The sequence below is a fragment of the Arthrobacter sp. JUb119 genome (genome assembly GCF_024807995.1).
Taxonomy (GTDB): Bacteria; Actinomycetota; Actinomycetes; order Actinomycetales; family Micrococcaceae; genus Glutamicibacter.
The window spans coordinates 388119-405416 of the sequence record NZ_JANUFE010000003.1 but is presented as its reverse complement, the minus strand read 5'-3'; the positions used below and the strand labels follow the sequence as shown (position 1 = coordinate 405416).

13 protein-coding genes are annotated in these 17298 nt (G+C 61.6%); 8 read left to right on the top strand and 5 right to left on the bottom strand.

The genetic code is table 11. The features are described from left to right. Positions 1–11: 11 nt before the first annotated feature. The 4 genes from M2368_RS10820 to M2368_RS10805 are packed head-to-tail and all read right to left on the bottom strand — an operon-like array spanning position 12 to position 5524. On the bottom strand, positions 12–2399 hold the full coding sequence (locus M2368_RS10820; RefSeq protein ID WP_498724449.1) for a glycoside hydrolase family 3 N-terminal domain-containing protein: 2388 nt from the start codon (positions 2397–2399) through the stop codon (positions 12–14). Between the two features lie 28 nt (positions 2400–2427). After that, positions 2428–3264 (bottom strand): carbohydrate ABC transporter permease, encoded by an 837-nt coding sequence (locus tag M2368_RS10815; RefSeq protein ID WP_498724448.1) that lies wholly within the window; start codon positions 3262–3264, stop codon positions 2428–2430. Continuing rightward, complete coding sequence (locus M2368_RS10810; RefSeq protein WP_402741556.1) at positions 3264–4184, bottom strand: carbohydrate ABC transporter permease; 921 nt, start codon at positions 4182–4184, stop codon at positions 3264–3266. The genes M2368_RS10815 and M2368_RS10810 overlap by 1 nt, the downstream gene beginning before the upstream one ends. A 5-nt stretch (positions 4185–4189) precedes the next feature. Beyond that, a complete protein-coding gene (locus M2368_RS10805) occupies positions 4190–5524 on the bottom strand; it encodes an ABC transporter substrate-binding protein (RefSeq protein ID WP_022875664.1) in 1335 nt (444 codons plus the stop codon). Between the two features lie 362 nt (positions 5525–5886). On the opposite strand from M2368_RS10805, the gene M2368_RS10800 reads away from it, so the two are divergent. The 8 genes from M2368_RS10800 (at position 5887) to M2368_RS10765 (ending at position 16392) form a co-directional block, all read left to right on the top strand. After that, the gene (locus M2368_RS10800; protein WP_498724447.1) at positions 5887–6900 is read left to right on the top strand and encodes a LacI family DNA-binding transcriptional regulator; all 1014 of its coding nucleotides are present in this window, start codon (positions 5887–5889) and stop codon (positions 6898–6900) included. A 306-nt stretch (positions 6901–7206) separates the two neighbouring features. Further along, entirely contained in the window at positions 7207–8940 is a 1734-nt protein-coding gene (locus M2368_RS10795; RefSeq protein ID WP_498724446.1) for an ABC transporter ATP-binding protein, read from the top strand. Beyond that, the gene (locus M2368_RS10790) at positions 8941–11025 is read left to right on the top strand and encodes an ABC transporter ATP-binding protein (RefSeq protein WP_332504215.1); all 2085 of its coding nucleotides are present in this window, start codon (positions 8941–8943) and stop codon (positions 11023–11025) included. 149 nt (positions 11026–11174) lie between these two features. Continuing rightward, on the top strand, positions 11175–12098 hold the full coding sequence (locus M2368_RS10785) for a LysR family transcriptional regulator (RefSeq protein ID WP_208294295.1): 924 nt from the start codon (positions 11175–11177) through the stop codon (positions 12096–12098). A 269-nt stretch (positions 12099–12367) separates the two neighbouring features. Beyond that, entirely contained in the window at positions 12368–13357 is a 990-nt protein-coding gene (locus M2368_RS10780; protein WP_498724445.1) for an FUSC family protein, read from the top strand. A 158-nt stretch (positions 13358–13515) separates the two neighbouring features. Continuing rightward, on the top strand, positions 13516–14280 hold the full coding sequence (aqpZ, locus tag M2368_RS10775) for an aquaporin Z (RefSeq protein ID WP_498724444.1): 765 nt from the start codon (positions 13516–13518) through the stop codon (positions 14278–14280). A gap of 138 nt (positions 14281–14418) precedes the next feature. Continuing rightward, entirely contained in the window at positions 14419–15189 is a 771-nt protein-coding gene (locus tag M2368_RS10770) for a CPBP family intramembrane glutamic endopeptidase (protein WP_105662070.1), read from the top strand. A gap of 3 nt (positions 15190–15192) precedes the next feature. Then, complete coding sequence (locus tag M2368_RS10765; protein ID WP_498724443.1) at positions 15193–16392, top strand: MFS transporter; 1200 nt, start codon at positions 15193–15195, stop codon at positions 16390–16392. 41 nt (positions 16393–16433) lie between these two features. Here the strand turns inward: M2368_RS10765 and M2368_RS10760 are convergent, their stop codons facing one another. Next, positions 16434–17267, bottom strand: a complete 834-nt coding sequence (locus tag M2368_RS10760; RefSeq protein WP_498724442.1) for an MBL fold metallo-hydrolase — start codon at positions 17265–17267, stop codon at positions 16434–16436. Positions 17268–17298 lie beyond the last annotated feature (31 nt).

The following is a 17298-nucleotide window of genomic DNA, read 5'->3' as shown; positions in this document are numbered from 1 at the left end:
GGACAGCCCCGCTAGGCTCCGCTGGGCGCAGCTTCCTGGAGCTGCTGCGAAGCCACAGGGCTCACCTTCACCGGCGTATCCATGACTCGTCCCTCCGGGACCTCGCGCACTTCACCGGTGATCGCGAAGGAACCGGCCAACGGCAGATCCTCGCTGCTGGTGCCCAGCTGGACGGCAAAGCTGCCAGGTTCCACGATGCGCCGGTTCTCCAGCCCGGTGAATGAGGTGCGATCCGCGTGCACCAAGAAGCTCACGCGCTTGGACTCGCCTGCCTCCAGCGCCACCTTGGCAAAACCGGCCAGCCAGCGGCGCGGCCGGACCACCGAGGAAAAATCATCGCCCAGGTAGAGCTGGATGACCTCGGCTCCCGAGCGCTCTCCGATGTTCGCGACCGTCGCCGAGATCTCCACGGTGCCGTCATTGGCGATTTCTGCAGCCGAGATCTGCAGTTCCGACAGCTCGAATCCGGTGTAGGACAATCCGTAGCCGAAGGGATACAGCGGCCGCGGATCAAGGTTGGACACGCCATCGGAGTACCAGCCTAGCGGGGGCTGGAGGTAGGTGCCGGGCTGCCCGCCGATATGATCGGGGATCTGCACCGGCAGCTTGCCCGAGGGATTGACCGCTCCGGTCAGCACCGAGGCCAGGGCCGGTCCGCCTTCCTCGCCGGGCATGAATGCCTGCACGATTCCGGCGGCCCGCTGGGCGAAGGAGCCCAGAGAGTACGGACGACCAGTCACCAGCACCAGGATGGTCGGCGTGCCGGTAGCCAGCACGGCTTCAACCAGATCAGCCTGCCGGCCCGGCAGCGAGAGGTCCACCACATCGCACCCTTCCCCGGAGGTGCCGCGGCCAAAGAGGCCCGCGAGGTCGCCGACGGTCACAATGGCCACCTCGGCCGCGCGGGCGGCGTCTGCCGCAGCAGCGATGCCGCTGCCATCCGGATCGGTGAAATCGACACCGCGCTCGTAGCTGATCTGGGTTCCGGCAAGACCTGGCGCCGCGCGCAGCGAATCAAGAATGGACGGCAACTCAATGCCGTGGGCATCCTCGCCGAAGAAGCGCGAGAGCACGTGGTTGGTGAAGGAGTAGCAGCCCAGGTGGGCTCGCGGCTGGGAGGCCGAAGGGCCCACCACGGCGATGGATGCGGGAGCCGTCTGGGCGTCTAGCGGCAGGATCCCGGTGTTCTTGAGCAGGATGATGGATTCTTCGGCCATCTTTCGCGCATGGGCGCGGTTGGCGGGCGAGTCGAAGTCCACCTGCTCACCTTCCCAATCCGCTTCCGGCGACCATCCTGCGTCCAGCAGCCCGAGCTCGGCCTTTTGCACCAGCACGCGGCGGACCGCAGTGTCCAGCACCTGGGCATTGAGCCGGCCGTCGGACACGGCCTGGGCCAGGTTGCGGAAGGCATTGGTTTCGGGCAGCTCGACGTCCATCCCGGCGGCCAGCGAGATGATGCCGGCCTCGTCCTGGTCCTTGGCAATGCGGTGCATGGTTTCCAGGAAGCTGATGGCCCAATAATCAGAGACCACGGTTCCGGTGAAGCCCCAGCGTTCGCGCAGCACCTCGGTGAGCAGCCGGTGGCTGGCCGCGGGGGTCTCGCCGTCGATATCCGAATAGGAGTTCATCACCGACTTCACGCCGGCTTCGCGCACAGCACGTTCGAAGGGAGGAAGGATGACATCCTCGAATTCACGATGCCCGATGGTCACCGGGGCATGGTTGCGTCCGGCGCGCGAAGCGGAGTACCCCGCGAAGTGCTTCAAGGTGGCGTGGACCCCGGAGCCCTGGATGCCACGCACATAGGCAGTTGACAGCTCCGAGACCAGGTGGGGATCTTCGCCCAGGGTTTCTTCCACTCGGCCCCAGCGGTAATCCCGTACCACGTCGAGCACCGGAGACAGGCCCAGGTGCACCCCGGCCTTCTTCATATCCGCGCCAATGCGCGTAGCCATCTCGCCCACCAGCTGCGGATCCCAGCTGGCGCCCCACGCGATCGAGGCGGGGTAGCAGGTGGCGCCCAGGGTGGTGAAACCGGTCAGGCATTCTTCATGCGCCAGGGCAGGAATGCCAAAGCGGTTGGCTGCCATGACCTTGCGCTGCAGCTCGGCCAGCCGGGCCCTGCCCTCGGAGGGTTCCAGCGGTGCAGACCCGAAGGCGCGAGTGATCTGCCCCAAGCCATCAACAATTTCGGCGTCGAAACTAGCATGATCCTTGGAGAAGGTGTTTTCCATGGGGGCCACGTTGCCCTCGCCATTGCTGTTGCGCTCTGCCGGGCGAATCCAGAATGAACCGAGCTGGGAGACCTTTTCTTCGATGGTCATCTCGGCCATCAAGGCCTCGACGCGGGTGGCAATTGGCTGGCTAGCGTCATGCCAGGGCGAAATATTGGAGTTCACAATGTTCCTTTGCAGAAGTTCTTGGGGATTACTTGCTGAAGCCAGCGGTCAGGCCTGCCACTAGCTGGCGGCGGCCGAGAATGTAGGCCGCGAGGATCGGGACGCAGGAGAGGACCACGGCGGCGAGTACCGCCGGGATATCCACTGCGAATTCGCCCTGGTAGGTCCACAGGGACAAGGGCAATACGCGCACTTCCGAACTCTGGGTCAGGACCAGCGGGAAGAGGAAGCTGTTCCATACCTGCAATGCGTTGTAGATGCCCACGGCCATAATGGCTGGCTTGGATAAGGGAAGTACCAGCAACCGGAACATCTGCCAGTGGCTGGCACCATCTATCGTCATGGCCTCGTAGAGCGAGGAAGGAACATCACGCAGGAAGTTGGTCAGGATCAGGACGCTGATCGGAATGGCGAAGGCGATGCTCGGCAGGATCAAAGCCAGCAATGAGTCGTAGAGGCCCATTTTCACGATCATGTAATAGACCGGGATGATGGTCGCCTGGATGGGGATCGCAATGCCCAGCAGGAACAGCCGGTGGCTGAACTTCGCGAAAGCTCCGCGGTTGCGCACAATCACGTAGCTTGCCAGCAGCGAAATCATCAGCACTACCGCGACCGACACCACGGTGACTAGAGCGGAATTGAAGAAGTACAGTGCAAAGTCGTTTTCCAGGACCCGGCCGTAGGCCTCGAAGCTGAGTTCCTTCGGCCATGCCAGCGGGTTGGAGCTGAAATACTCCTGGCGTGGCTTCAGGCTGGTGAGCACGATGTAGTAGATCGGCACCACGGTGACCAGCAGCCAGAAGGTTGCAGCGAGACCGCCGGGAACGTTCGGAGCGTAGCCGCTCTTGGTTTGCAGTTTCATCAGGCGCCCTCCTGCTGGCTTTCCATCTTGTTGGTGTCGCTGAATTTGTTCAGCAGCAGCGAGACCAGCAGGCCCACGACCACCAGGATCACTGCAATGGCGCTGGCCGCACCCATTTGGTAGCTGCGGAACCCGGTGAGGTACATATCCAGCGGCAGGATGCGCGTGGCATTTCCCGGACCGCCGTTGGTCATCACGAACACCAGATCGAAGTAGGTCAGGGACCCGACAATCATCAGCGTGGAGCTGGTGATGACTGTGTACTTGATCTGCGGGAGCGTGACCGAGAAGAAGGTGCGCACGCGTCCCGCCCCGTCGAGCATGGCCGCCTCATTCATGGAGGTGGGGATCTGCCTGACCGCTGCTTGGTAGAGCAACGAGTGGAAGGGAACGAAGCACCACGAGATCACGAAAATCAGGACGTAGAAGACCAGATCGGTGCTGCCGAGCCAGTCCTGGCTCAGCAGACCGATATTGAAGGCCTTGGACAATCCGAAATTCGGGTCCAGCAGCGCTTTGAAAGCGATGCCCACGGCGGCTGCGGAGAAGAGCAGCGGCAGGAAATAGAGCACCGAGTACACGGCACGATATTTCTGCTCGCCAGCCATGAACACGCCAATCAGTATGGAGATCGGCGCCTGGGTGAGGTAGCACAGCACGGTCATGGCAAAAGTGAGCCACATGGCGTTCAGCGTGACCGGGTTGGAGAAGGTCTGCTGCCAGTTGGCCATGCCCGCGAAGGACGGGGTGCCCAGCCCGTCCCAGTGCATGAACGAGAGTACGGCCACGCCCAGCAGCGGAACCAGGGCAAAGACGGCGAAGAACACCAGTGCCGGTGCCAGCAGCCAATTGCTCGGGCCGATGCTGGTGGCGCGCCGTTGGCGCGACCGCACCGGCGCAGTATGGGATTTCATCAGCATCAGGGCTACTTAATGGTCGAGTTCATGGTTTTCACAAACTGCTCCGGGGTAATGGAACCCTGGAAAATTTGCGACAGGTTCGTCAGCAGGACCTGTGCCTGGTCGGGGGCCAGTGCTTGGTCCCAGGACAACTGGAAGTTCGGAGCGTCCTGCACCGACTTGTAGGCGTAGCCAAGGAAGTCCGAGTCCTCGCTAGCGGCGATGGCTTCCTCGGCACCGTCAACGGAAGGCACCAGGCCCAGGCCGATGAAGCTCTTCACCGATTCCTCATTGAGCGTGTAGTCGTTGAGGTACTCGAAAGCAGCCTGCTGGGCTTCCTCGGAGGCATCAGCCGACACCGACCAGAAGTTCGCCGGGTTGCCCACGATATTCGAGGGATCGCCCTTGCCTCCCTCGATAGTCGGGAATGGGGCGAAGCCCAGGTTCTCTTCCTCATACCACTGCGGAGCATCGGCCTTGAACCCGGCGTAGAGCCAGGATCCCTGCAGCAGCATGGCGGCCTTGTCGGTGTGAACCAGGGCGGCGTCGGCGTTCGCGTCGGCAACCACGGAGCCGAAGGAATCGCCGAAGCCGCCGGCATCGACCAGTTCCTGGATCTTGGTTAATGCCTCGGTGACCGCTGGGTGGCTCCAGGCGTCGGGCTCGTTATTCTGGATGGCTTGGAAGACCTCCGGGCCGCCGATGCGGTCGGTCAGGTAGGCGATCCACATCAGGTAGGGCCACTGGCTCTGTCCGGCGACAGCGAAGGGAGTGATGCCCTCGGCCTTGAAGGCCTTGACCACGTCGAGGGTTTCCTGCCAGGTGGTGGGGGCTTCGACGCCTACCTGCTCGAAGAGCTTCTTGTTGGTGTAGAGCACCACCGGCTGGGTGCTGTTGTTCGGGACGGCATACTGCACGCCGTTGACTTCACCGGTCTTCTCGATGGCCTCGATGGCACGTTCCTCCAGCGCATCGACCTTGCCGGTCAGATCCACGACATTGCCGTTGGCCACGTAGTCCGCTAGCGTGCCGCCGGACCAGTTGAAGATCAGTGTTGGTGCATTGCCGGCACCGACTGCGGTGCGGACCTTTTCCTTGTAGGCATCGTTGGCGAAAAAATCGGCCGCGATGGGCTGCTCCGGATTTCCCTCATTCCATTGGGCGAAGGAATCCTTGAACGCGTTCTGCTGGGTACCGGTCAGCGCCCAAGCGGAGAATTCGCCGTTGGCTTCTCCGCCCGGTTGCGCGCCGCCACAGGCGGACAGCGCCAGTGGGGCAATCATGGCTGCCGAAACCAGCAGCCGCCGCGGGGTGCTGAACTTCCGCGGAGATAAGGAGGGCGAGTTCTTGGCGTTGCGCATTGCGGGATTCCTTTGCTTGGCAGGGGCGTGACAACAATCAACCGACGCATGCGAACGAAAGTTTCGGAAAGTTCGCGGCGGTGGAGAAAGGTTATAGTGTGGCGCAGGTCTCGTCAAGGATGAATTCCGGAAGTATGAGTTTCTGAATTCTCGCTATGAATCAGCGCTAATGCAGCATTCAAGGATCGAATGTGGCGACGGTCGACGTGCGGAAATCTCCCTTTAGTTCGTTTTGGTCGTGAGAATGTTTCGAAAGTTTCGTAGTGGCGCTGGAAGATTTGCGATATATTATGTCGTGCATCACATATGATGCGAGTCGAGAGCTGGGCGATCGACAGAACGCATGATTAGGAGGTGGCTCTGTGGTTATTCGACTTCAGGACGTTGCCGCGGCCGCGGGCGTGTCAATGTCAACGGCTTCGAAGGCGCTCAATGATCGCGGGGACGTCAGCGAGTCGGTGCGCCGGAAAATCGCGGCCATTGCCGAAGACATGGAATATGCGCCCCGCCGCCGTTCGAAAGAGGGCAATAGCCGCCAGCCAGTGGTTATCGTCTTCGACCACTTCAATAGCCCGTATGCGGCAACGGTGCTCAATGGGGCAATCCGCGCCGCGAAACGCGCGGGGGTTGAACTGGTCAATACCTGCATCGAGGGCGAGGCCCGGGGGCATGACGTGCTATCGATGGCCTGGCTGCGGGAGCAGGTGAAGAACGGCGTCGCCGGGCTGGTTCTTGTCACGACCTTCCTGGAAGACAGCAAGGTCCGCTGGTGCAGGAGCCATGAGCTGCCGGTGATCGTCATTGATCCCTCCGCGCCCAATGCGGAGCATATGGTTTCCATCGGGGCTACCAACTGGCAAGGGGGAAAGCAGGCAACTGAGCATCTCCTTGCCCTAGGGCACCGGAGAATCGGCTTCGCCAGCGGGCCACGCCATTCGGTGCCGGCTGGGGAGAGGCTGCAGGGCTTCCGCACCGCAATGCAGGAAGCCGGCGTCCGGGTTGAGGAATCCCTTGTTGCAGGAGATAGCTTTACGCCTGAATCCGGTCGTGCGGCAGCGTTGAAAATGCTCCATGCAGAGAATCCGCCGACCGCGATCTTCGCGGTTTCCGATGATGTGGCGCTGGGCGTGCTGCGTGCGGCGGAGGAGCTGGGCATCGGGATTCCGCAGAAGCTCAGCGTGGTTGGCTTTGACGATGCGTCTGCGGCGTCGTGGATGTCGCCGCCGTTGACCACAGTGCGCCAGCCCCTGGACTCCATGGGGCAAATCGCCGTGGAGAGGCTGCTGGCACTGGCTGATGATCCGGGCAGATTCGCCCATCCTTTCCAGTTGGAGACCAGGCTCGTGGTCCGCGAATCAACAGCCGCCTTGAAGTAGCGGCGCAAGCTGCAGGTGGGCGGTCTTCGCCGCCCCGGTGCGGTCACGCGGATTGAGCGGCTTACTGGCGTTTCAGGAATCCCGGGCGATTGTCCTGCCCGTAAGTACACGGTTTATGATTAACGCCACCATGCCCGGGATCCTGCGGGAATGCGGGTGCTTGCCAGTGATTGATAAAAATCAATCGCAAGGATGATTCAAAGTGTCCAAGGCGAGCGCTAGACTGGCAATCGCTCTTCAATCACGCTGCCCTTAATCCGAAGGTCCAGCATGCCGGAGAGCTTGATGCCAGCGAGGATTTCCCACATGCTTCTCAAGCTCATCTTGAAACACTCCAAGCCGTACACGGGGTGGATCATTGCCGTAGTCATTTTGCAGCTGGCCACCACCGTGGCCACTCTTTATCTCCCTAGCCTGAACGCCAGGATCATCGACGTCGGCGTGGTCGAAGCCGATATCGACTACATCTGGCGCACCGGCGGACTGATGCTGGTGGTGGCCCTCATCCAGGTAGCCACCGCGGTGGCCGCCGTCTACTTCGGGGCCAAGACCTCCATGAGCGTAGGCCGCGACATCCGCCAGTCGGTCTTCGAGAAGGTCTCGACCTTCTCGGCACAGGACGTCAACAAATTCGGCGCCGCCACCTTGATCACCCGCGGCACCAACGACGTGCAGCAGATCCAAATGCTCACCTTGATGGCGTTGAACTTCATGATCACGGCGCCGATCATGTCCATCGGCGGCGTGATCATGGCGATCCGCGAAGATCCCGGACTGTCCTGGCTCGTTTGGGTTTCGGTACCGCTGGTGCTCATAGTCGTGGGCCTGCTGGTCATCAAGCTCATGCCGCTGTTCCGCGATATGCAGACCCGCATCGACGGGATCAACGGCGTGCTGCGCGAGCAGATCACCGGCATCCGCGTGGTGCGCGCCTTTGTGCGCGAAGAGCATGAGACGCAGCGCTATGCAGACGCCAACCAGAAGCTGACCGACCTCGGTGTCAAGGTCGGCAACCTGTTCGTGCTGATGTTCCCGGCGATCACCATGATCCTGCACCTGTCCACCGCCGCCGTGCTGTGGTTCGGCGGGCACCGGGTGGATAACAACCAGGTGGAGGTCGGCGCGCTGACCGCCTTCCTGCAGTACCTGCTGCAGATCCTGATGGCGGTCATGATGGGTACCTTCATGGCCATGATGATTCCCCGTGCCATGGTTTCGGCCGACCGCATCTCCGAGGTGCTGGACAGCGAGCCGAGCATGCTCGACGCCGCCGAACGGCAGCTCGCGCTGCCCACCCCGGGCACCGTGGAATTCAAGAACGTCAGCTTCGGATACCCCGGCGCCGAGGCGCCGGTGCTCAACGATATCTCCTTCACCGCCAAGCCGGGGCAGACCACTGCCATCATCGGCTCCACCGGTGCGGGCAAGACCACCTTGCTGAACCTGATCCCGCGGCTCTACGACGCCACCGAAGGCGAAATCCTGATCGGCGGGGTGCCGCTGAGGGAACTGGGACGCGACACCATTTCGCGGAACATCTCCGCGGTGCCGCAGCGCCCTTACCTTTTCTCCGGGACCATCGCCAGCAACCTGCGCTTCGGCGCCCAGGACGCTACCGAAGATGACCTGTGGGATGCGCTGAGAGTGGCCCAGGCCGACGGCTTCGTCGCCGAACGCGAAGGCCAGCTGGATTCGAAGATCTCCCAGGGCGGCACCAACGTGTCCGGCGGACAGCGCCAGCGCCTGTGCATTGCCCGGGCCCTGGCCGCGAAGCCGAGCACCTACCTGTTCGATGATTCGTTCTCGGCACTGGATGTGAACACCGATGCCAGGCTGCGTGCGGCCCTGGCCGAACCGACCAAGGACGCCGCGGTGATCATCGTGGCCCAGCGCGTATCGACCATTACCGGTGCGGACCAGATCCTGGTCCTGGACCATGGCGAAATCGTGGCCCGGGGTACCCACGAGCAACTGCTCGAAACCTCGGAAACCTATCAGGAAATCGTGGCATCCCAGCTGAGCGTGGAGGAGGTGGCCTAAATGGCGAAGAAGCAGAAGAATATCGATCCGGAACAGCTCGAAAGCGAGCTTGCGGACGTCAATGAATTCGATGCCGCGGCGGGAGTCGATGACTGGAGCGGCGGCGCCCCGGTGCGCAAGGCCGAGCATTTCTGGCCATCGGCCAAGCGCCTGGTCGGGCTGATGTCCCCGTACAAGCTGGGCATGGTCCTGGTGTTCGCGCTGATCACCGTGTACGTGGTGCTCTCGGTGATCGCACCGCGGATCCTGGGCAAGGCCATGGACGTGATCTTCGCCGGGCTGATCGGCAAGAACATCCCGGCCGGCACGCCCGCGGAGCTGGTGATCCAGCAGCTGCGCGACTCCGGGCAGGGAACCCAAGCCGACATGCTCTCCAAGGTGGACTTCGTCCCCGGGCAGGGCATCGACTTCACCCAGCTTTCGCAGTACATCCTGATCGTGCTCTCCATGTACTTCGTTGCCTCGCTCTTCTCGTGGGCCTCGGGCTGGCTGCTGAACAAGCTGGTCATGCGCGTGGTCTACAACCTGCGCAAGGACGTCGAGGACAAGATCAACAAGCTGCCGCTGAACTACTTCGACACGCGCCAGCGCGGCGATCTGCTCTCGCGCGTGACCAACGACGTGGACAACATCCAGAATGCGCTGCAGCAGGCGCTGAGCCAGCTGGTCTCCTCGGCCATGACCGTTATCGGCATCGTGATCATGATGTTCGTGGTCTCCTGGCAGATGGCGCTGATCGCGCTGGTGGCCCTGCCGCTTTCGGCAGCTGCCGCGGGCATTATCGGCACCCGGGCGCAGAAGCTGTTCACCGCGCAGTGGAAGAACACCGGGGCGCTGAACGGGCAGATCGAGGAATCCTTCTCCGGCCACGAGCTGATGAAGGTCTTCGGCCGCGAAGCGGACATGGTGGACCGCTTCACCGCGCGCAACGAGGAACTGTACAAGGCCAGCTTCGGCGCCCAGTTCGTCTCGGGCATGATCATGCCGGTGATGAACTTCGTGTCCTACCTGGCCTACGTGGGCATCGCCGTGGTGGGCGGGCTGCGCGTGGCTTCGGGCACGATGAGCCTGGGCGACGCGACCGCGTTCATCCAGTACAGCCGCGAGTTCACCCAGCCGCTGGGCCAGATTGCCGGCGTGGCGAACATGCTGCAGTCCGGCGTGGCTTCGGCTGAACGCACCTTCGAGCTGCTGGACGCGGAGGAACAGGAACCGGACGACGCGCAGGACAGCCTTCCTGCCCGCGCCGACGGGCATGTCTCCTTCAAGAATGTGTCCTTCTCCTACTCCCCGGACAAGCCGCTGATTGAGGACCTGTCCTTCGATGCGGATCCGGGGCACACCGTGGCGATTGTCGGGCCGACCGGCGCGGGCAAGACCACGCTGGTGAACCTGGTGATGCGCTTCTACGAGCTGAATTCCGGGAAGATCATGCTCGATAACCGCGATATCACCGATCTTTCCCGCGCTGATCTGCGCTCGAAGGTGGGCATGGTGCTGCAGGACGCATGGCTCTTTGGCGGAAGCATCATGGAGAACATCCGCTACGGCCGGCTGGATGCGACCGATGAGGAAGTGATCGCGGCCGCGAAGGCGACCTTCGTGGACCGTTTCGTGCGCGCGCTGCCCGATGGCTACGACACCATCATAGACGAGGAAGGCACCAACGTGTCGGCCGGCGAGAAGCAGCTGATCACCATTGCCCGCGCGTTCGTGGCCAACCCGTCGCTGCTGATCCTGGACGAGGCGACCAGCTCGGTGGATACCCGTACCGAATTGCTGGTGCAGCAGGCGATGGCCGCGCTGCGCAGCGACCGCACCAGCTTCGTGATTGCCCACCGGCTGTCCACGATCCGCGACGCGGACACCATCTTGGTGATGGAGTCCGGCCGGATCGTGGAGCAGGGCAACCACGAGCACCTGCTGGGGACCCAGGGCGCCTACTACCGGCTGTACCAGTCGCAGTTCGCCGGCCCGGCCGAGGACGTGGATGCGAATCCGGATACGGCTGCGGTGCCCGCGGTAGCGGCCGGAGCCACGGTGGCCAGTGACATGGCACCGGAAGCAAAGGAAGAAACCGAGTAGGACCTTGAGTCGCGAAGACCCCGGCATCTGGCAGATTTTCACTGCCGGTGCCGGGGTCTTTTTGCATTGCCAGGCCTGCTTCTGATCGAACCGCTGCGGCACGCCCCCAGGCCATCGATAGCATTTGTTCCTGCAGGAAATGATGCAATATGAACATGATGCTTAGACAGTTGGAATATCTGGTGGCACTGGCCAATGAGGGACATTTTGCCCGGGCAGCTGAAGAATGCGCGGTCTCCCAGCCAGCATTATCAGAGGGCATTCGAAAACTCGAAAAGGAACTGGGCGCGCCATTGGTCCGCCGGGGCCATGCCTTCCAAGGACTGACCGTTGAAGGCGAGACGGTTCTCAAATGGGCTCGGAAAATCCTGAAAGACCATGCCTCGCTGAGACAGGAAATCTCCCATTACGAGAATGGCCTGAACGGAACACTTCGATTGGGAACGGTTCCTGCTGCCTCTTCAACTGTTGCAACCCTCACCGACAAGTTTGCCCGTGCGCATCCGCAAGTGGGCATCAACGTCCAGGCGAGTCTCCATTCGGCGGACATCGTCCGTCAGATCAGGAACTACGAGCTTGACGCGGGCCTTATCTACGCGGAGCCGCAGGACCTAGCTGGACTGCTGGTCTATCCGCTCTATGCCGAGGAACATGTGCTGCTCACTGCGCCGGGGATGCTCCCCGAGGGCGCAACGACGGCTTGGGCGACGGCGTTGGAGTTGCCCTTATGCCTCCTCGACTCATCTCTTCGAGGGCGCCAGGTCCTCGACCAGACGCTCAGCCGGCACGATCTGGTAGTCTCGCCGCGAATCGAATGCGACTCGATAGTCACGTTGCTCGCGCATGTGTCCACCGGGAACTGGGCCAGCATAGTTCCGCGCCAGTGGTTGCCACCCTTGGGAGCTCTGCCTGGTATTGAGCTTTACAGGCTGGATGATCCGCAAGTTACCTCGCAAATTTCTCTTGTAATGGAAGACAGCAGTCCATTAACCCTGATGTCGCAGGCGCTCGAAAAGATAATTTCTAGCACATTCCCTGCGGTCGATATGCATCTCAGCAGGAATCATAAGTAGCACTTACTGAATCATCGGATCTAATTATTGGATCTGATCAATGGTAATCCCTGAACCTAGAACCAGACCCCAAGTCGCTTAGGAATTGGGCCGTGCAACTGGGAGCGGAGAGAACAGTGGAACCTGACCATCTTGAGGCACCATGGGATCCGAGGGATGCAGGCAATCAGATAATTGCCAGGACGACTCGGGATTCCATGATGACGGCAGGCAGAGCAGCTCCGGTCTCCACAGCCATTGGTAAGTTCAAATTCACGCGCGGTTCGCTCGTGAATTGGCAGCTCTTCGCCATTTCGCACAGCCCAGAGATCCGCCCGGCCCTGCGCGTAGGCCTCGGATTGGGACTTCCGGGGATTGCACTGCTGCTGATTGGCAGAACGGACCTCCTTGCCTACGCTGTTTTCGGCTCCATTGTCGGGATGTACGGCCGAAATCCGCATCGCTCGCAGCGACTGAAGGACCAGGTGCTCGGAGCTGCACTGATGCTGTGTGCGGGAATTTGCGGGATCGCCATGGCCCCCTTGGGTATGCGCGGGTGGACGCTGCTTGCCGGAGGATTGTTCTGGGCGGCCTTCAGCTCATTGATCGCTGATCGATATGGGCTCAAGCCCGGCGGTGCCTTCTTTCCGCTCTTTGCGTTTGGTGCGTTGGGAACTTTGCCGGTGGGGGAACTTCCCGCCCTTGATGGCCTGGCCGCGTTCGTCGCCACCGCTCTGTTCAGCATCCTGCTCGGCCAAGCCGCACGCTTCGGACGAGTGGAAGAGTGCGGCTCGGAAGGCCTCGCGATTCCATGGCCCCGCATCCTGCGCAGGGCATGCACCTACCTGATAGTTGTCTTCCTAGCTGGAGCTGTCGGGATTACTCTGCAGGTCGAGCATCTCCAATGGACCATGGCCGGGGCGGCCGTTCCGCTTGCCGTCGGCAATGCCCGGGGACGGTTGCGACGTGGGGCTCACCGCATCGGGGGAACCGTGGCCGGTATAGGCGTGTTGTTTGGGATCACGGCCCTGACTCCCAGCGAACTGATGATCGGCTGCTGCATCATCTTGCTGATGTTCCCAACCGAGGCCTATATGGTCCGGAACTACGGCCTTGCCCTCAGCTTTTTCACGCCGCTGATTATCCTGATGCTTCAGCTGGCTAATCCGAAGAGCGGATCCCAGATGGTGTGGGACTGCGCTATGGGAAATCTTCTCGGTGTCGTTGTCGGCATTGCGGCCGCTTCAATTTTCGAACGGCAGCCCCGAACCACGATCTAGAAACGCCGCAACTGCGGCGCGGCAGATCAGAAGCATGAACCCAGAAGAAAAATAAGACGAACGAGATCTATTAAGTAGCCGCAGGCCTACCGCAGCCCCATCGGCAGGACATAAGCTGGCCTTGAACTCGCATAATTCATCGAGGATAAGGAAAAAGCATGTCAGATGCAGCTGTGCCAACTGTTGGCGCAAAACTATCGGCAGAATTCTTGGGCACATTCGTGCTGGTCTTCGGTGGCTGTGGTTCAGCGATCTTCGCAGCCAAGGTCATCGCAGATGAAACCGTGAACATGGGCATCGGATTCCTGGGCGTAGCTCTGGCTTTCGGTTTCACTGTGCTGATCATGGCGTACGCAGTAGGGCATATCTCCGGCGGCCATTTCAACCCTGCCGTCACCCTGGGCACGGCCTTTGCCGGGCGCACCCCGTGGAAGGATGTCCTCCCGTACATCGTCACGCAGATCGTCGCTGCTTCGGTGGCGGGTGCCGTGCTGTTCTGGATCGCTTCGGGCAAGGACGGATTCAACGCAGTCGAATCCGGTTTCGCTTCCAATGGCTATGGGGAGCGATCGCCAGATGGCTATTCGCTGGTTGCGGCACTGGTCGCAGAGATCGTTTTGACTGCGATCTTCCTGTACGTGATCCTCGGCTCCACCGACAAGCGCGCGCCGCAGGGTTTCGCGCCGATCGCTATCGGCCTGTCATTGACCCTGATCCACCTGGTGTCCATTCCCATCACCAATACCTCGGTCAACCCGGCACGTTCCCTGGGCGTCGCATGGTTCGCCGGCCCGGAAGCCTTGGGCCAGGTATGGCTGTTTATCCTGGCACCGGTTATCGGTGCGGTCATTGCCGGTGTCAGCTACAAGGTGCTCTTCCCGGCCTTCGTGGACAAGGGTCGCGAAGGTTTCGACAAGAACTAGCAGATGATGGGAGCTCGCGGTTACCGCAGCTCGCTGAACCCAGTCCAGCAGACTTCGACGTCGGCTGGACTGGGTTCGTCCTTTCACGTGGAACGATGAACTTGGGAAATCCACATGGAAGGCGATTAGGCTTGTCATATGCAACAACGGCCAGAGTACATGAACCCCTATTCGGCTCCGCGGCCCAAGCAACGCGTCTTCAACGCCGGGCAATTCACCAAGGGCGACTTCTGGACAGTTCTTGCCTACCTCGTCTTCTTTGTCGGGGGCGCAGCAGGCCTCATCGGCTTGATCCCTGGCTACATGGGCGCCTTCTCCACCCAGGAACAGGCGCTGTTCGGGATCAACCTGATCCTGTATGTCACCTTCTTCATTCTCGCGATGATCCAGTGCGGTCCGCAGTTCTTCGAGTCGTTCAAGACCATGCGCTACCACCCCTGGGCCAAATGGCTGATGCTGCCCGGTGGCTGGTTCCTGACCATCATGGCCAACGGAATCATCGCCGCCTTGACGGGCCAAGCGGCCACCAGCGAGAACCAGGCGGCCCTGGAATCCATGGCCGGAACGGTGCCGCTGCCGGTCATGCTGGTGGTCACTGCGCTCTTCGGCCCATTCGTCGAGGAATACCTGTTCCGCCATCTGCTCATCGGCAAGCTTTCACGCAAGCTCAACGTCTGGATTTGCGCACTGATCTCCACGGTGCTGTTCGCCAGCATCCACTTCATTGGCGCGGGCATCGGCTCGTGGCTGGAGGTCGTGCCGTACTTCATGCTGGGCGTCATGATGGGTGTTGCCTACATCCTCAGCGGCAAGTCGCTGGCCTACTCCTACATGCTGCATGTCATTAACAATGCAGTAGCGTTGCTGGTGGTGTACCTGATCTACCCGCTGCTTCCTGTGGGAGCCTAGGCAGTGGCATTTACCGGACTCGAACCGAACACCCCCGCCTATCGGGGCATGCTGCTGGCGCTTTTTGCCGGCGGCGTTGCCACGTTCTCCCAGCTCTATGCGGTGCAGGGGCTGCTGCCGGTGATCGCCGGCTATTTCCACATCACCTCTTCGCACACGGCACTTGCCGTTTCATCAGCGACCCTGGGGCTGGCGTTGGCCGTGACTCCATGGGCCATCATTTCCGACCGCGTCGGGCGCCGCAAGGTCATCAGCATCGCCCTGATCTCTTCGGTTGCCCTGGGACTGCTCAGCTGCCTGTCGCCAAGCTTCGAGTTCCTGGTGGCGATCCGGTTCTTCGAGGGAATTGCCTTGGCAGGTGTTCCCGGCTCTGCACTGGCCTTCCTCGTTGACGAGGTCAATCCGCGAGCCGTTGCCGTGGCCAGCGGCACCTATATCTCCGGCACCACCCTTGGCGGGCTGGCCGGACGCTTGGTCGCCAGCTTTGTCGCAGACCCCGCCGGCTGGCGCTGGGGGGTCGCGGCAGTGAGCATCATGGCCGGCCTGGCGACGCTCTTCTTCCTGTTCAAGGCGCCCAGCGCCCAGGGCTTCGACCCCATCCACGGCCAGAACCTGCGCAGCATCGCCAAGAAGTTCGCACATGCATTGCACGGCAAAATGGCACTGGTCTATGCCCAGGGATTCTTGCTCATGGGCGGATTCGTGGCCGTCTACAACTACCTGGCTTTCCGGCTGGAAGCACCGCCCTACCTGATTCCGGCTTCGTGGGCGGCACTGGTCTTCTTGGCCTACCTTTCTGGAACCTACACCTCGGTGGCCAGCAGCAAACTCGTCGCCAAGGCTGGACGGCGAAATACCCCGCGCATCAGCATTCTCACCAGCGCCCTGGGCTTGCTGCTGACCCTGGCCGGGAACCTGGTCGTGATCATCAGCGGGTTGCTGATCTTCACCGCTGGATTCTTCGCGGCCCACGCGGTCGCCAGCGGGTGGGTGCCGGTGCTGGCCACCGAAGCCAGGGCGCAGGCCTCCAGCCTGTACAACTTGTTCTACTACGTGGGCTCGTCACTGCTTGGCTGGCTCATCGGCATCCCCTTCATGCACTACGGCTGGGCCAGCGTCGTGCTCTGCGTTGGCGCGTTGCAGGTGGTTGCCCTGATCATGGCTTCCTTGCTCTCCAAAAGGGACCCATCCCTTCGCGGATAATTCATATTCCGCATTCGGAATACTCAACTTTGCGCGAAATATCAGGTCAGATCGTCGAATTCTCCTGATACCCACCTGGCATAGCGTTCCGCAGAGAACTGGACCACCCGGTGGGCATCGGCCTGGATGCAGGCGGCGAAGTTATTGTAGAGGCGGTCGAACTTCACCGGCTCCAGATCCTTGGCCATGCGCCGCACCACGGCAGCCGAGAGCGGGATGCGGTTGGGGTAGCTGCGCAAGAAGGTCGCATTGCCATCGGCCACGGGGAAAATCGCGTCGCCAGCCAGCAGGACTCCGCGGCCATCGGCTCCTGCTTCCCAAACAGCCGCAGTGCTGCCCGGGAAGTGGCCGCCGAGCTGCATCAGCCTGATCCCGGGTAGCACCTCAAAAGGCTGGGACCAGGTCCTGACGGCGGCTGAGGAATACTGGACCCACTGCGCATCTTTCTCGGCGACGAGGATCGGCGCATCACCCAGCGCCTGGCTGTATTGCTGCTGCACCCCGTACATGTGCGGATGGCTCGCCACAATGGCCGCCAGCTTTCCGCGGCTATCCAGCCAATCAATGATTTCTCCGGTAATCAGCCCGGGCACGTCGAAGAGCAGGTTGCCCGCGGTGGTCTCAACGAGCAAGGAGCTTTGGCCTATGCCGATTTCGGGAGAAGCAATCGCATTCAGTCCCGGCTCCAGCGAACTGATCGTCAGCTGGTGGCCGGCTGCTGCCAGGTCTTCGGTGCGCACCCAACGCTGGATTCCGCCCGGAATGTACTGGCGTTCATCGGCGCAGATGGGGCAGGTGCCGGTGGGTTGCGGGCCCGGCGGGAACTCCACGGCGCAACCCGCGCATTGCCAATGGCCAATATGTTCTTGTCCCATGGGAAACCTGTTTTCTGGTGGCGGTGCTGGC

Coding starts and splice junctions, on each gene's coding strand:
- M2368_RS10815 (WP_498724448.1), bottom strand. CDS start 3,264: ATGAAACTGCAAACCAAGAGCGGCTACGCTCCGAACGTTCCCGGCGGT.
- M2368_RS10810 (WP_402741556.1), bottom strand. CDS start 4,184: ATGCTGATGAAATCCCATACTGCGCCGGTGCGGTCGCGCCAACGGCGC.
- M2368_RS10805 (WP_022875664.1), bottom strand. CDS start 5,524: ATGCGCAACGCCAAGAACTCGCCCTCCTTATCTCCGCGGAAGTTCAGC.
- M2368_RS10795 (WP_498724446.1), top strand. CDS start 7,207: ATGCTTCTCAAGCTCATCTTGAAACACTCCAAGCCGTACACGGGGTGG.
- M2368_RS10790 (WP_332504215.1), top strand. CDS start 8,941: ATGGCGAAGAAGCAGAAGAATATCGATCCGGAACAGCTCGAAAGCGAG.
- M2368_RS10785 (WP_208294295.1), top strand. CDS start 11,175: ATGAACATGATGCTTAGACAGTTGGAATATCTGGTGGCACTGGCCAAT.
- aqpZ (WP_498724444.1), top strand. CDS start 13,516: ATGTCAGATGCAGCTGTGCCAACTGTTGGCGCAAAACTATCGGCAGAA.
- M2368_RS10770 (WP_105662070.1), top strand. CDS start 14,419: ATGCAACAACGGCCAGAGTACATGAACCCCTATTCGGCTCCGCGGCCC.
- M2368_RS10760 (WP_498724442.1), bottom strand. CDS start 17,267: ATGGGACAAGAACATATTGGCCATTGGCAATGCGCGGGTTGCGCCGTG.